General features: G+C 42.6%; 10 protein-coding genes and 1 pseudogene. 6 read left to right on the top strand and 5 right to left on the bottom strand.

The features are described 5' to 3' along the window. Positions 1–19: 19 nt before the first annotated feature. The 4 genes from BROSI_RS02060 to BROSI_RS02045 all read right to left on the bottom strand — a co-directional run bounded on the left by BROSI_RS02060 (position 20) and on the right by BROSI_RS02045 (position 7,073). Positions 20–1,717, bottom strand: coding sequence for a sensor histidine kinase (locus BROSI_RS02060; RefSeq protein ID WP_052561907.1), 1,698 nt, complete (start codon positions 1,715–1,717; stop codon positions 20–22). Positions 1,718–1,871: 154 nt separating this feature from the next. Then, complete coding sequence (locus BROSI_RS02055; RefSeq protein ID WP_052561906.1) at positions 1,872–4,904, bottom strand: diguanylate cyclase domain-containing protein; 3,033 nt, start codon at positions 4,902–4,904, stop codon at positions 1,872–1,874. A 336-nt stretch (positions 4,905–5,240) separates the two neighbouring features. Next, positions 5,241–6,389, bottom strand: a complete 1,149-nt coding sequence (locus tag BROSI_RS02050) for a porin (protein WP_157842321.1) — start codon at positions 6,387–6,389, stop codon at positions 5,241–5,243. A gap of 45 nt (positions 6,390–6,434) precedes the next feature. Continuing rightward, the gene (locus BROSI_RS02045; protein WP_052561902.1) at positions 6,435–7,073 is read right to left on the bottom strand and encodes a hypothetical protein; all 639 of its coding nucleotides are present in this window, start codon (positions 7,071–7,073) and stop codon (positions 6,435–6,437) included. A 237-nt stretch (positions 7,074–7,310) separates the two neighbouring features. Here BROSI_RS02045 and BROSI_RS02040 point away from each other — a divergent pair, with 237 nt between their 5' ends. Then, positions 7,311–8,801, top strand: a complete 1,491-nt coding sequence (locus BROSI_RS02040) for a B12-binding domain-containing radical SAM protein (protein WP_052561900.1) — start codon at positions 7,311–7,313, stop codon at positions 8,799–8,801. Positions 8,802–8,947: 146 nt separating this feature from the next. Here the strand turns inward: BROSI_RS02040 and BROSI_RS19620 are convergent, their stop codons facing one another. After that, the gene (locus BROSI_RS19620) at positions 8,948–9,118 is read right to left on the bottom strand and encodes a hypothetical protein (protein ID WP_157842320.1); all 171 of its coding nucleotides are present in this window, start codon (positions 9,116–9,118) and stop codon (positions 8,948–8,950) included. 105 nt (positions 9,119–9,223) lie between these two features. Here BROSI_RS19620 and BROSI_RS02035 point away from each other — a divergent pair. From BROSI_RS02035 to BROSI_RS02015, 5 genes and pseudogenes are all read left to right on the top strand, one after another. Next, a pseudogene (locus tag BROSI_RS02035) lies at positions 9,224–9,547 on the top strand (IS1634 family transposase); the annotation flags it as partial. A gap of 155 nt (positions 9,548–9,702) precedes the next feature. Next, a complete protein-coding gene (locus BROSI_RS02030) occupies positions 9,703–11,166 on the top strand; it encodes a B12-binding domain-containing radical SAM protein (protein WP_082058973.1) in 1,464 nt (487 codons plus the stop codon). Positions 11,167–11,351: 185 nt separating this feature from the next. Further along, positions 11,352–12,542 carry a DUF362 domain-containing protein gene (locus tag BROSI_RS02025; protein ID WP_052561894.1) on the top strand — a complete coding sequence of 397 codons (1,191 nt, stop codon included), beginning with the start codon at positions 11,352–11,354 and terminating at the stop codon, positions 12,540–12,542. Between the two features lie 30 nt (positions 12,543–12,572). Beyond that, the gene (mgtE, locus tag BROSI_RS02020) at positions 12,573–13,937 is read left to right on the top strand and encodes a magnesium transporter (protein WP_052561892.1); all 1,365 of its coding nucleotides are present in this window, start codon (positions 12,573–12,575) and stop codon (positions 13,935–13,937) included. Between the two features lie 103 nt (positions 13,938–14,040). Then, the gene (locus tag BROSI_RS02015; protein ID WP_162183214.1) at positions 14,041–14,379 is read left to right on the top strand and encodes a hypothetical protein; all 339 of its coding nucleotides are present in this window, start codon (positions 14,041–14,043) and stop codon (positions 14,377–14,379) included. Positions 14,380–14,398 lie beyond the last annotated feature (19 nt).

Here is a 14,398-nt window from a genome sequence, read left to right as displayed (position 1 = left end):
TGCCAAAAGCCTGATTTAACTATATTGCTAAAGGCAATGTTATCGTAAAGCACGCCCCTTTGCCGGTACCCTCACTAAAGGCCTCAATCCTTCCACTATGGACATCTATGATGCCATAACATATAGCCAGCCCCAGACCAGTGCCTTTTCCCGTTGGTTTCGTGGTAAAGAACGGGTCGAATATTTTATCAAGGTGTTCTGTCTCGATTCCACTACCGGTATCCCGAAAAAGCATTTGGACAACCGTCTGTTTTTTGCAGGTTGATATAGAGATATCACCACCGCCTTCGGTTGCATGCAGTGAATTAATGATTAAATTGAGGAAGACCTGTTTTAATTGTTGGGGATCTCCAATCACAGAGCACGGCTCTTTGGAGAGGTTGAGCTTGATATTTTGACTCCTTGACTGAGACTGATACTGAACAACGGAAAGCGTGTCATGAATAATACGGTTTACATCGACTCGTTCAAATTGTGGTTCTGACTGTCTCGAAAAGTTAAGGAGGTTCGAGATAATGGTTTTACACCGATAGGTTTCATCGCAGATAATTTTCAGATATTCAGCAAATATGTCTAACTCTGTTGTATTATACGGTAAAAACCGGTTTTGAGCCGCACGTTGTTTCATGGATGTCAGGGATGGGGGGGCAGAGGTCAGGGGACGTGCCTCTGGACTCTGACTCCTGGTTTCTGACATCTGATCCCCATTTTGCTCCTGGTTGGTGTTCTGCTGAGCCAAGCTATGACGGTATTGTTCTGTGTGCTCCAATAGGGTGGTCAGCCGTTCAGTCAGGCCTTCGGCACAACTGGCTACAGAAGCTAGTGGGTTATTAATCTCGTGAGCCAGTCCGGTAACTAAAGTTCCAATACTTGCCAGTTTTTCGGATTGTATTAGCTTACGCTGGGTATGTTGTAACTTTTTATATGCTTCCCGAATTTCCCGAGTCCTTTCCTCTACTTTGTGTTCTAAGGTATTGCGGGCATCAATCAACTGTTTTGTCCTTACATTGATAATCTTTGCTGCCTTCGTGACTATGAGGAAGAGGGCAAAAAATAAAACCCCCATTGCCGACCCCGTCATAATAATGGCCTTTTCCCGCGCCCTTGCTATCTGCCTCTTTAATCCTGACATGTCCTGGTATATCTCCAATACCCCTACCTGTTTTTTTTTGGTTCCGTCATTTTCTATTTCATAAAAGGGATAATAACTTTCAAGTAAGGTTTCAACCACAGAGGAACCCTTCGAATCAGTTGTACCTGCCAGCCTTAATGCAGAGGCGGGTTTGCCATGAATGGCAGAATCCAGTTTTTTGTTTATACCACGGTCGAGGGTAAATCCGATATGTTCTGGCACTGTGCTGTAAATGATACGACCTTCCAGATCGTATAAATACAGTTTCTTTACTTTTAATCCGTACAAATTCTCCCGGACGGTCTTATCCAGTCTCCTAAATTGTTTGCGATTGTTTTCGAGATCGATTTGTTTGTCTTTCCGGAGTGTAGGAAGAAGAAAATCTTTATAAATCTCATAATTCAAATGAGCACTGAAGTATTGTGCGTATTCTTCACTTCGTTTGATTAACTCCTGGCTCTCCATGCGTGGAAATATCCACCCCACTACCAGACTCAGAATTGCTGTAACCGCAAAGCTGGTGATGGTGTAGTACAATATTAAATTGAATTTTTCAGGGTGGAGAATTTTTTGGAATTTTGGCATTTTTAGCAAAAATCAGTGAAAAATGAAAAATTAATCTTGCAATTTTCATTTTACACTTCCGGCTTGTTCGGTTCAGGAGCTGGAGAAATTATATGTCAGATACAAGACATGACATATAATCATAGGTAAATGCAGCCTTGTTGTCAAATATTGTTTAACCGTGGGTATTCATGTCTGACTTGTAGAAGCGATAGGTATTTTTACCATGTTCCTTGGATAGGTACATGGCTATGTCAGCATTTTTGACCAGATTCTCCGTCTCCTCTGCGTCCAGGGGATAAAGGCTAATGCCTATGCTGGTGGTGATGTTGACTTCGCGGCCTTCAAATTGAAAGGATTGGTACAATGCATCAAGAAATTTCTGTGCGACAGTAGCAGCGTCCTCTACATGAGCAAGATCATAAAGGATGACCGTAAATTCGTCGCCGCCCGTACGGGCAACCGTATCACTCTCACGAACACATCGTTTCAATCGTTCGGCAACAGCCTTGAGCAGTAAGTCACCTACGTGGTGTCCCAGCGTATCATTGATGGTTTTGAAGTTGTCCAGGTCAAGAACCATAACTGCCGCCATACTTTTATTTCGCTTTGCATGGACCACTGCCACTTGAAGGCGGTCTTTCAATAGATTGCGATTGGGTAGGCTGGTGAGAGTATCATGATAGGCCATGTAGGTAATAAGAGCCTCCGACCGCTTGCGTGCGATTGCGCTTCCTATGATTTCTGACATGATACGGAGCAGGGTTATATCTTCTTCATGCCATGGACCGGCTGTTACGACGTTGTCAAAACCAAGAAATCCAACCAGATCTGTCTCGGCATATACGGGCAAGACCAACAGCGATTTGATACCTTGCTTTTTCGGGAATGCCTTGTCAAAATCGCGCTCAGGCGGCATTTTTGAGACATCGGGGATGTGAATGACAGTACCTGCACGCAGGTTTTCCATGAACCAGGGAAACATTGCAGTGGGGAGATCTTGGAGACTCTGGATTTCGGGTGTGACTCCCTCATCGCACCACTCATGGGTGTTATCCATGATTTTCCCATTATCGCGGAATTGAAAGAGATAGGCTCTCCCCGCTTTGCTTAAACGGCCTGCATCGGCCAGAGATTTGTAAATAGTATTATTAAAATCTGAAAGAATAACAAACCTTGTGGAGATACCGGCAATCGTCTTTTCAAGATCTATTCTACGCTTGAGAGCATCCTCAATCCATTTTCGCTCAGTGATGTCTGTAAGAGAAACAAATACCCTTGCCCATGTTTGTTCAAACCCCGGTGCCATGGACATTCTCAAAAACACGCAGTTCTTTGAGCCATTAAGCGTGCGGGTGATAGCTTCCGCTTCAAACGCGGTTTTACCTTCCGCAAGGGCAATAAGTGCCTGCTTGCACACATCGAATAATTCTTTGTCGAAAGACTGAGATAAACCACGAAGAATCTGTTTTTTACTTTTCGCTTTGTACATCTTCAACGTAGCCTTATTTACATCGATAATCTTTACCTTTGCAGCGCATTTATGAATTACTTCTGAATGATTATCAAAATATGTCCTGAAATCTGTGATTCCCGATTCTCGTAGACTATCAATGCAGGTTTTAACCTCTGACAAATCTTCTTCCCAAAGAGAAACCGGAGAATTTTCAAAGAGGTTGCGGTATCGGGCCTCACTTGCATACAGTGCATCTTCTATCATTTTGCGATCGGCGATTTTTACTTGTAGTTCTTCATTTACCTTTACCAACTCCTTTGTTCGTTCCTCGATGCGCTTTTCTAAAGATTCGTTAAGCGCCTTCAGTTCTTCCTCTATTCGTTTGCGTTTCGTGATGTCGATCATAAATCCGCGTAAAATCTTTGGTCCAACCTCATCACGGACGACATTGACGATGTCACGCAACCACACGATTTGTCCATCTGCTGCGAGCATCCTGTATTCAAATTCATAGTTTTCATGCAGCATGCTCATCTCTGCACAATAATTGACTGCCCATTCGCGGTCTTTCGGGTGGATATGCTCGATCCAGAAATTGGCTGTATACCAGGTTTCCGATGGATAGCCAAGTATCTCTGCAGCCTTGGGGCCTATATAGGTGAATTTCCGTGTCCTGGCGTCTGCTTCCCAGAGGATTAATTGTACCTTTTCCGCCAGTTTTCTGAAGCGCTCTTCGCTCTTCAGCAATGCTTCATCCGCCATCTTATGCTCGATGATTTCCTTTCTCAAGGCTTCATTTGCTTGCGCCATAGCAGTGGTGCGTTCCCTGATCCGTTGCTCTAACTCTGCGTGCGCCTGATGCAGAGAATCTTCCGCCTGTTTTCGCTTGATGAACTGACCGATCTGGCTACCAATGGAGGTCAGGATCATAAGCAGGTCTTCGTCCGTCGGCTGTATCTCGTGGCTCAGGAACACGAAGATGCCAAGTACATCGTTTTCGGACATAATTGGAAAACCCAGAGCCCCATGCAATTCCTCTTTGGCAGCGATTGCTGCACGATGGAAATTTATGTCGTTGACAACATCCGTGATCCAGACAGGTTTCCGGCTGGCGTAAACACTTCCGGGTAATCCACTACCAGGCGGAAAGACGATCTGCCGGCTCTGTGCCTCAAACGCTGAAACCTTTACTGACGGCTTATGCCAGGCTTCAACGAAACGCAGTTCATTCGTTTTGCTGTCCATAACCCAAAACTCACCAACGGTCCAATCCAGACTTTCGCATATCGTTTGGAGGATTTTTGGAATAGCTTCATGAAGCGTAGCGGATTCAGCCAATATACGCATTGTGGCATGCACTCCACAACAGCGTTCAAATCGTTTAAGCCATTTAACCTTCTCTACACTCTCCCTTACTGTCGCAGGAAGGGAGTGCAGATGTTTCTTAAGAATAAAGCCGTTCAGTCCAGATTTTATATCTGCCACGACAGTCTCTTCCCGTTTTGTATGAGTAACCATTATTACTGGTATATAAGGAAGCCGTTCCCTGATCCTCTTGAGAATCCACAGTCCATCAGCCCAGTTAAGACAATATTCGGTGATCACCACATCGAAATCACGCCGGGTAATTGCTTCATCAAAATCGCTGTGCTGGATAACATTTACAAATTTGGAACCACGGAATTCCCTCTGCAATAAACGCATGATGAGTTCCCTATCCGCAGGATTGTCGTCTATAATGAGAAATTTCATAACTTGTTGCAGAAAATTGCTATGATATTGAACGGCGTGAGAAAGAGATTCTACACAAAAAATGTTTGTATTTATCTTAATTATATCGGTATTATAAACCGATACTTTAGATAAATTTTCCCGAAATCTAGGGAATGGTAAGCCCGTTTGCGAGGGTCAGCCGTAACAATTCACCACCGAGGGCGCAGAGAATCCAGGAATGCAGAGAAATAAATAAGCCTTCGGCAGCTTTTTTAAGGCGCACCAGAGCGAAGGGTCTCTTCGCTCTGCAACCACTGCTTTGAAATTCCTTGTCAGTTTTATTTTACACCTCAGGCTCATTTGAGTAAGAGTGTTTTACCACCTGAATATGGCCTGGACAAAAGATTTACTATGTATTTCTTCCCCTGGCTCATTCTCGATCTCATATTCGAATTTAAATTCCAGATGCTCATTGAGATAGTAATTTATACCCAGGGCAATCCGATCTGCCTCCTCCCCATCGGTAACATTACGGTTAGGATCCACGGAATCGAATCTCACGACCCCCTCAAGATACTTTAAATAATCCAGATTAAATGGATATTTGTAGGATGTCTGGAGGTAATAACCATTCCTGGAGTAATCGCCGCCATATATTGTTTCCTGTTCCACATGGCTGGTGATATACTCTCCGCGTACTTCCAGGTTCCCTCTTTTATACTGGATATCGGCCCCCAGAAAATCGATATCCAGTTCATTGTCCTCATCATATTTTCCCCGTGAATATGAACCGCCTATTTCCAGCCCTGGCAGACACTCATAACCGAGCCTGCCACCAATGGCCTTGTTACGGTTATTATCCCAGAGTTGTTGCACGTCTTTTGGCTCCGGTCCTTCAAGACCATTTGTTACGGCTATTTCGTATTTCAGCTTTGTGTCGTAAGGTAACGGCACAATACCATGAAACATGCCGCCGATATCGGAATATGTTCCCGGTATAATCCTGATCGAGGGAAGGGGACGGTCTATTAATTTATTGAAAGTCCCGGCTTCTACAAACCTTTCTATCCCCAGCGGGAATTTGAATTTTCCTATGTGAAATACCAGGAGTTTATCTATGATCTCGTAATCGAACTTAAATATTTCCAGGTCGTATTGTGTAAATCCTTTTTTGATCTCGATCTCGGAATCAAACGATAACTTTTTGGATATCCGTTTCCCTATCCAGAGGGTGGCTTCGTTCTCATCGAGAAATCTTGATGACGGCTGTTGTGAGTCGTCGTCCCGGCCTTTAACTGGAGAAGTAACACCAAAAAACCCGTGGAAGTCAAATCTTTTCCAGTCTTTTGGTATTTCTGTTTCCATCGAAACAGACTCAATATTGAAATAGTAATCTTCAAGTAAAGCAGGTGTTTCTGCTTCCGACACATTGCTTGAGTCGGTGATATTCGTTGCGACCTTATTGTCCTGATCCTTTGCGTAGCACATGAGTGGCAGGAAAAGGATTATATATAAGACAAGCAAATTACATTTCATCAGAAATTTATAGAGGTGAAAGCCCATGTCATATCATTGTGCCGGGTCTGCCTCTCCTGTTTCAAAATAGGGGAACGCCTTTAAGAGTAAGGTTTCTATTTCCTTTGTCAACGTATCAAATTCTTCTGCATCGGGTTTTACCGACCCTGTGCCTAAAAAGCCCATGCTTCCTAAAGTGTCCCGCGTCTTTACAAACTTGTTGTGGATACTTTCGTGTAAACTGGTATTATGCCGAACATCGTAATCCCTCACGTTTCCTGCGAGCAAGATGGTATAATACTCCTCAGCAATTCTCAGTCTTACTTTGGAACGAACCAAGATTTCTAATTTTTCTTTACGGTTGTAATAAAACTTTTCACGAATGGCCAGAAAGATAAGGTTGGCCATTTGATTGGCCAGGGTCTGAAAATCCTGTTGTTGAATGGCACGATCGATCCGGGGTTTCAGGTCTATTTTAAATATCCGATAAATATCCGTGGTGCGATCACGAATGCTATTGACTTCGGTTGCAACTTTTGACCAATCGGCCTGTCTTCCATACAGGATAATTGCTTTAAATACCTTGATCAGGGGATCTTCTTCTTTTGCATATCCGTAACCGAACGCAGTGTTTTGGCATAGGATTAACAAATGAAAATAAAGAATCAGACAAATACCGGTGTTTTTTTTCACTGCCTGCCTTTCTTAAATTTTCGGGATGGTATCTATATCAAAAATCAGGAAAATAATCGATAACCGCTTTTTTGCTTGTAAGCTTGACAATGTATTATAACGATGTAAAATGGGTTTTTTAAGAATTAATTTAGTGCAAAGCGAAGCGCCACTTCGCTCTGCACTGGCTTCCCGAAAAAGATTGTTGAAGGCTTAATTTAACAAGACGATATTCGAAATTGAGAGAAGACATAACACATGAAGATTTTGTTGTTTTCCATGCCCGACACCGTTCCCCAGTTCTCCGCAAAGACGTGGAGGGCGCCAAACCTGGCTATCTCTTCCATAGCAGGAAATATTCCATTACACCATGAAGTTGTCCTGGCGGATCTTGTCCTCAAAAGGAAGACCTTGCCCTCTTCGATAAAAAAGGCTATTGAGGACTATCAGCCTGATGTGGTAGGGCTGAGCGCTATGACTTTTCAATTTGACACAGCTCGGCGGATTGCGGCATTCATAAAAAGCATGCATAAGGAGATCAAGATAGCCATTGGTGGTTACCATGCCACCCTCATGTATGAAGAAGTTGCCTCTTCCAATGAGGGTAAACCTTTTGATTACGTCGTCCGCGGTGAGGGTGAAAAAACCTTTGGTGATATGCTGGATGCCATTGAAGGAAAGCGAGAATGGAAAGACATCCCCGGCCTGTCCTATCGATGTAATGGCGATTTTTTCCATAATTCCCCGAGACCACTGGAGAATCTGGATACCTTGCAACTCCCGCGTCGGGATGCACGCATCTGGGATGGGTACCTTTTTTCCGGGAAAGGGCTGGATATGGTCGAGACGTCCCGCGGTTGTACGATGACGTGCAATTTCTGCAGTATGAACCGCATGTACGGGCGTACATTCAGAACCTACCGTTTTGAAAGGATCATGCTTGACCTTACAAACGCGAAAAAGAATGGTGCACGATATATAGCCTTTGCAGATGATAATATCACCCTAAACGTAAAGAGGTTTGAATCCTTATGCGACGCAATTGTAGAAGCGGGTCACAATGATCTGCGTTACATCGTGCAGGCAAGTACGACAGGTATAGCATCTTCCCCAACATTAGCCCAAAAAATGGCCCGCGCGGGTATTCAAATTGTATTTCTGGGGATTGAAAATGTATCCGAGCGGAACTTGAAGTTGATGAATAAGGGAAACATGCTGGAAAAGACCAAAAGGGCGATCGAATATCTGCACAATAATAATATCCTCATTGTGGGTGGCATGATTCTTGGACATGCGGAAGATAAAGAAGAAGATATTGCCCAGAATTTTGAATTCTTTGACAAGGCCAATATTGATTTTTATGGCGAACAGATTATCACTCCTTACCCGAAAACCGGCATGCGGGATATTTTAATCAAAGAGGGGCTCGTTACAAATACAGATGATTACAGCAAGTACAACGGCTTTTGGGCAAATGTTAAGACAAAGTACCTTTCTTCAGAGGATTTGCAATTTTTGCGATGGAAATATAAACGAAAGTATTCCACATTTTTTAAAACAACGCCAGTCTTTAAGGCTAATTTCGTCATGGTTAACCTTTTGCGGGTGTTCATTTTGAGACCATATTATCGGACGAAAAATTTTATCACCTCAATTGGGAAAACGGAACGCAATATTTTTGAGAGGGATATGAAACGATTTGTTGAGATGAATAATTTTTTAGGTCGTGATTTTAAGGAGAAAAAATAAAAGAGATGTCAAGAAAAGATGCTAAGAGATGTCAATTAATAAAAATGGTTATTGAGTTTGCTCAGCAAATATCAATAATATTACACTGGCGCACCCCTAAAATACCCCTGCTCATAGTGATTTGCTGAGGGAACTCAATAACCATTTTAATAAATACCGTACTTCTTTTTCCTTTTCCTTCCTGCTTGTTTCATACTCATTTTCTGCCAAATGGTCTGTGCAGCAGTAGTGACCATCGATAGCGCCGTACACGCCAGCCCCAGCCTCTCATAACCCATCTTTCGCAATTCGCCCCCCAAAAGGTTATTTTTGGGCATGTATCGCCGGGAGACCCTTGATATGAAAGGGGTGAATTTTCAAAACGGTTTGTAGCGCCGACCCACACTATTGACGCATTCACGGGAAACTGCGAAAATGCTTGCATGTTTCTGCGAGAAAAATCACGGACGAAGGATGGAAAAACACACCGGTATGGGAGTGTTGTAGAGAACCGACGGGTCAGCGGAAGAAGAGTGGTGCAGCAGCAGGTTCTCTATTTGAGAGAACTCAATGATACTCAACGGACGGGATGGGTTCGGACGATAGAGGCGCTTTGGGGTGAGAAGACCAAGGCAAAACAACTGGCATTGTTTCCTGATGACCGGGAAGAATTGCCGGTATTGGCTTGCGAGGCCATCCGGGTGCGGTTGGACAAAATAGAATTGCGCCGTCCGCGGGAATGGGGCGCATGCTGGGTTAGAGATTACAAGTTTATTTACAAATCGTTAAAGTTAATTGATATTATGGGATTTCATTGCAATAATTGTAGAAAAAAGATATAGTTTTAAATTGTTCGTGAAATATAAACATCTGACGTATCGATAGTTATCTTATATTTTCCTATGTTTTTAACAAGGTAATCATGAATATATTGTTAATGTCCATGCCAGATTGTGCTCCCCACTTTAATGCAAAGCGATGGAAGCCACCGAATCTTGCCATCTCGTCGATCGCAGGCAATATTGAGGGTCATAACGTTTCTATAGCTGATCTTATCTTGCGAAGGGACCTGGTTGCTGAAACCGTCAGGGAACTGATTGCAACGTATCGACCAGATGTTGTTGGGCTAACAGCAATGAGCTTCCAATTTGCCACAGCTCGGAGAATAGCCAGCCTTATAAAGAGTCTCAATAAAAATATTCAGATTGTTTTGGGCGGTTACCATGCCACGCTCATGTACGATGAAATATGCAAGAGTGAAGAGTCCGACCCTTTTGACTTCCTCATCCGTGGCGAAGGAGATTTGTGTTTTCATGAATTAGTAGAGGCTATAAATGGTAAGAGGTCCAGAGAAGGTGTCCTCGGTGTTTCGTTTCGGAATGACGGTTGTTTCGTCCATAATGCTCCGCGTCCTTTGGAAGACCTGGTGAAGATAAAAATTCCAGATCGTTCCAAACGAATATGGAAGGGGTATCGATATTATGGTTTTACGCTCGATATCGTAGAATCCTCCCGTGGATGCGTTATGCCCTGCAATTTTTGCAGTATGGACAAAATGTACGGGAAGACATTCCGGAGATTTAGCATTGAAAGGATACTTGCGGATATCGCCAATGCAAAGCAACATGGCGCAAACTTCATTATCTTTTCGGATGACAATTTTACGTTAGACATCAAAGGATTTGAGACCCTTTGTGATGCTATCGTGGATGCGGGGCATAATGATATCCGTTACATCATCCAGGCGAGCAGTTCCGGAATTGCTTCCTCGAATATCCTTGTGGAAAAGATGGCAAGGGCGGGTTTCAGGATTGTTTTCCTCGGTATCGAAAATGTCTCAGAAGAAAATCTGAGGCTTATGAAGAAGGGAAACATTATTGAAAAAACCAAACTCGCCGTCAAGCGGTTACATGAACATAATATTATGATTGTGGGTGGTATGATCATCGGGAACCCAAATGACAAGGAAGAAGACATTGCAAGGAATTATGAATTCTTCGTAGATTTACACATAGACTTTTTCGCAGATCAGATACTAACGCCCTATCCAAAAACAGGTATGCGTGAAGAATTATTGAATGCAAGACTGGTAACAAATGAATATGACTACAGTCGCTACAACTGCTTTTGGGCGAATGTTAAAACAAATCATTTAGGGCCGGAAGACCTCCAGTTTCTCAGATGGAAATATAACAAAAAATACTCCAATTATATTTGCACTACACCAGCCTTTATTAAAAATTACCCTCTTGCCTATTATTACAGACATTATTTCAGGCGGCCTTTCCTGAAGGTAAAAGACAAGCTGTTTGGAAATAACTTGAGTGAAATGGAATTGTACAAAAGGGATATGGCAAGGGCCGAAGCTATGAACAAATTCTTTTAAGTATTTTGTTGTAATGTTACATTACTTTGCTATAGTTATGAACTGAGCATAGTACCCTAGCGCAGCAGCGTTACAATGAAAAAACTTACCGAAGGAAGAAGTCTTTACAACGTATACTATAAAAACAAATAAGGTGAGCAATTTTGTAAGTTAGTTTATACAATTTCCGTTAATGAGGTTTTTCTATGCCTACCGTATCGGTTGTTAAATGTGATGATTATGAATCAGAAAAGGTCTACCATGCCATTCATAAGGCTTTGAGCTTGATAAACGGTATTGACAAACAGATCAGTCCCGGCAAAAAGGTGCTTTTAAAGCTTAATCTCCTTTCATCTTCACAACCTCCAGAAAGGGCAGTTAATACTCACCCTGTTATGGTCAGGGCGCTTGTTCAAATATTTCAAAAAGACTTTGGATGTGATGTTTCTATTGGCGATTCGTCAGGCAGTGTAAAGAATGCTTCTACCTTTAATGCCTTTCGCATCACCCGCATCAACGAAATTGCAGAGGACACAGGGGCAAGAATCGTTAATTTTGATAAGGATGAGTATATTGATATTCATAACAGGGATTATGAAATTTTAGATAAATTTCGTATTGCCAGGACGCTGCGGACGGTAGACTTTGTGGTCTCGGTGCCCAAACTCAAGACACATGGTTTAACGCAATACACAGGTGCGATAAAAAATATGTTGGGCGCTATCCCCGGCAATGGGAAAAAAAATGTCCATTTAATTGCGCCAAAACCTACGGTGTTTGCAAAAGCGTTGGTAGACATTTATCAGATGGTGCCGCCACATCTTATTATTATGGATGCTATTGTAGGGATGGAGGGAAACGGTCCTAATGCTGGCCAGCCAAGAAAGGTCGGATTAATCCTTGCCAGTAAGGACAGTGTGGCTATGGATGCCGTAGCCAGCAGTATTATTGGGTTTGAACCTATGGCTGTACCGACTATCCGGTTTGCGCATCATCGTGGTTTAGGTATAGGTGAAATGGATACCATCAATGTAGTCGGTGAAACTATCAACAATGTATCTGTTCCTGATTTTCAAAAACCTTCCAGCGGTGCCCAGGATTTTGCGGGAAAATATCTGCCAGATTTTTTGCTGGCCTTGATGTTTGATAGCACGTGTTCCACATTTTCTACGGTAAATCATTCGAACTGTACACGGTGTTACGAGTGTGTAAGGAATTGCCCTGCAGGCGCTATGTCGAAAGAAAATGGCAAGGTGATTGTGGATAAAAAGAAGTGTATCGGATGTTTTTGCTGTGATGAGGTGTGCGATTTTAATGCAATTGAAATGAAGCGTTCGCTGCTGGGAAGGACACTCCTGGGCATGGCAAAGGCCCTGGGAGTAGAAAAAGTTGAATAAATTGCAATTATTCCTATAGTAAATAAAAAAATGGAACTGCAGTGGACAAAGATATTTCTTCCTGAAATTAAGGAACTCATTGAAACCAAGGATTTCAAGGGACTACGAGACTTCCTTCGGGAGCGCCATCCTGCGGACATTGTAGATATCCTCAGAGAACTCGATCCCGCAGAGCGCGTGATGGGCTTCAGATTACTTGACAAGAATAAGATTTCCGAGGTCTTTGCCCTCTTTGAACCTATTGAACAGGAAGAACTTCTCAAGCAGTTTACCGAGCAGCATGTAAAAGAAATTTTAGTGCAAATGCAGCCGGATGACCGTACGCAACTCTTTGATGAATTACCGGCCCATCTCGTTGAAAAACTTTTAAAACTTCTCCCACCAACAGACCGCAGGGAAGCTAATGAACTTTTGAACTATCCGCATAACTCTGCAGGTCGTATAATGACCACGGAATATGTCGATCTTCAGATGGATATGACCGTGGCGAAGGCGCTGGAACACATCCGTAAAACCGGACCGAATCGTGAGACAATTTATATCTGCTATATTGTGGATGAGACAAAAAAACTCCGAGGCGTTGCTTCTTTGAAGAATATCATTCTTGCCAATCCCGATCAATTCATTAAGGATATTATGAATGAGAATGTTTTTTATGTTCATACCACGGATGATCAGGAAAAAGCGGTACAGGTAGTTCAAAAATACGATATCCTTGCCGTTCCAGTGGTGGACAATGAGGACAGACTGGTGGGGATCGTTACTGTGGATGACGTATTAGACGTTGTGCAAGAAGAAGTGACAGAAGATTTTCAGAGGATGGCGGGTATACAAACTACTGAGGAAGAATATTTTCGTGTAGGGTTTTCAAAGCGAGTCATTAACCGTGTTTCCTGGTTGGTTATTCTCGTAATTGCTGCGACCATATCACAAACCATATTGAAAAATTATTCCGGAGTCTTAAGTTCGGTGATTGCCCTTACTTATTTTATCCCCATGCTTACTGGGTCTGGTGGTAATACGGGGTCACAGTCCTCTACTTTAATTATCCGGGCGCTAGCTACTGGTGAAGTAAAATTCAGGGAATGGTGGCGAATTATCTTACGGGAATTTAAGGTTGGCGTTTCACTGGGACTCATCATGGGTCTGATCGCCTTTACCATTGCTGCAATATCTTTAGGACAAATAACACTCGCTTTAACAGTGGGTGTTTCTCTGTGTATTGTGGTAAGTGTGGGAAACATCGTTGGTGTTGCCATTCCTTTATTCTTCAGATTTTTAAAACTTGATCCGGCCTTTGTGTCTGCGCCACTTATTGCCACGCTGTTAGACGCTACGGGACTTGTTATTTACTTTGAGATTGCCAGCAGGATACTCTCCGCATCTATTCCGTAGAGATAAGTATCCATGCAGGTATTGTGGTGGTCAAATTCTGACTTTCTGATACATGGAGACCGGGTATATTAGCTTGACATTTTTTGGGTGGAATGGTATTCTTGTGGCGATTTTTTCAATAGATGGGGTTGCACGATATTCAATCGAAAGGAGCTACGGTTTGAATAGTCAGGAAAATGTGTCCAGAGAAAATTCCATCCTGTGTGGTTTTGCCTTTGATAATAAGGACAATCATAAAAGAATCACATCTGGGGAGAATTTTTACATCTTGGGAGGTTCTGCAGAAACTCATGAAAATCTCGTTGAAAAGATATTGGAATTTAATCAGGTCATAAAGAAATATGGCAAAAAATTGGATAATCTTTCCGAAGCAGAATTTTATAACATCGCAAACGAGATTTGCACAGAGAACAAAAAGGTATATTGGTTTTATCACATTTGATTCAAAAAGAGATTATTTT

Source organism: Candidatus Brocadia sinica JPN1, assembly GCF_000949635.1.
GTDB lineage: Bacteria > Planctomycetota > Brocadiia > Brocadiales > Brocadiaceae > Brocadia > Brocadia sinica.
This window is presented reverse-complemented; position numbering and strand designations above follow the sequence as displayed.

Bases quoted from the DNA above. Each gene is read 5' to 3' on its own strand.
- BROSI_RS02040 (WP_052561900.1), top strand. From the start codon at position 7,311: ATGAAGATTTTGTTGTTTTCCATGCCCGACACCGTTCCCCAGTTCTCC.
- BROSI_RS02030 (WP_082058973.1), top strand. From the start codon at position 9,703: ATGAATATATTGTTAATGTCCATGCCAGATTGTGCTCCCCACTTTAAT.
- BROSI_RS02025 (WP_052561894.1), top strand. From the start codon at position 11,352: ATGCCTACCGTATCGGTTGTTAAATGTGATGATTATGAATCAGAAAAG.
- mgtE (WP_052561892.1), top strand. From the start codon at position 12,573: ATGGAACTGCAGTGGACAAAGATATTTCTTCCTGAAATTAAGGAACTC.
- BROSI_RS02055 (WP_052561906.1), bottom strand. From the start codon at position 4,904: ATGAAATTTCTCATTATAGACGACAATCCTGCGGATAGGGAACTCATC.
- BROSI_RS02060 (WP_052561907.1), bottom strand. From the start codon at position 1,717: ATGCCAAAATTCCAAAAAATTCTCCACCCTGAAAAATTCAATTTAATA.
- BROSI_RS19620 (WP_157842320.1), bottom strand. From the start codon at position 9,118: ATGCCCAAAAATAACCTTTTGGGGGGCGAATTGCGAAAGATGGGTTAT.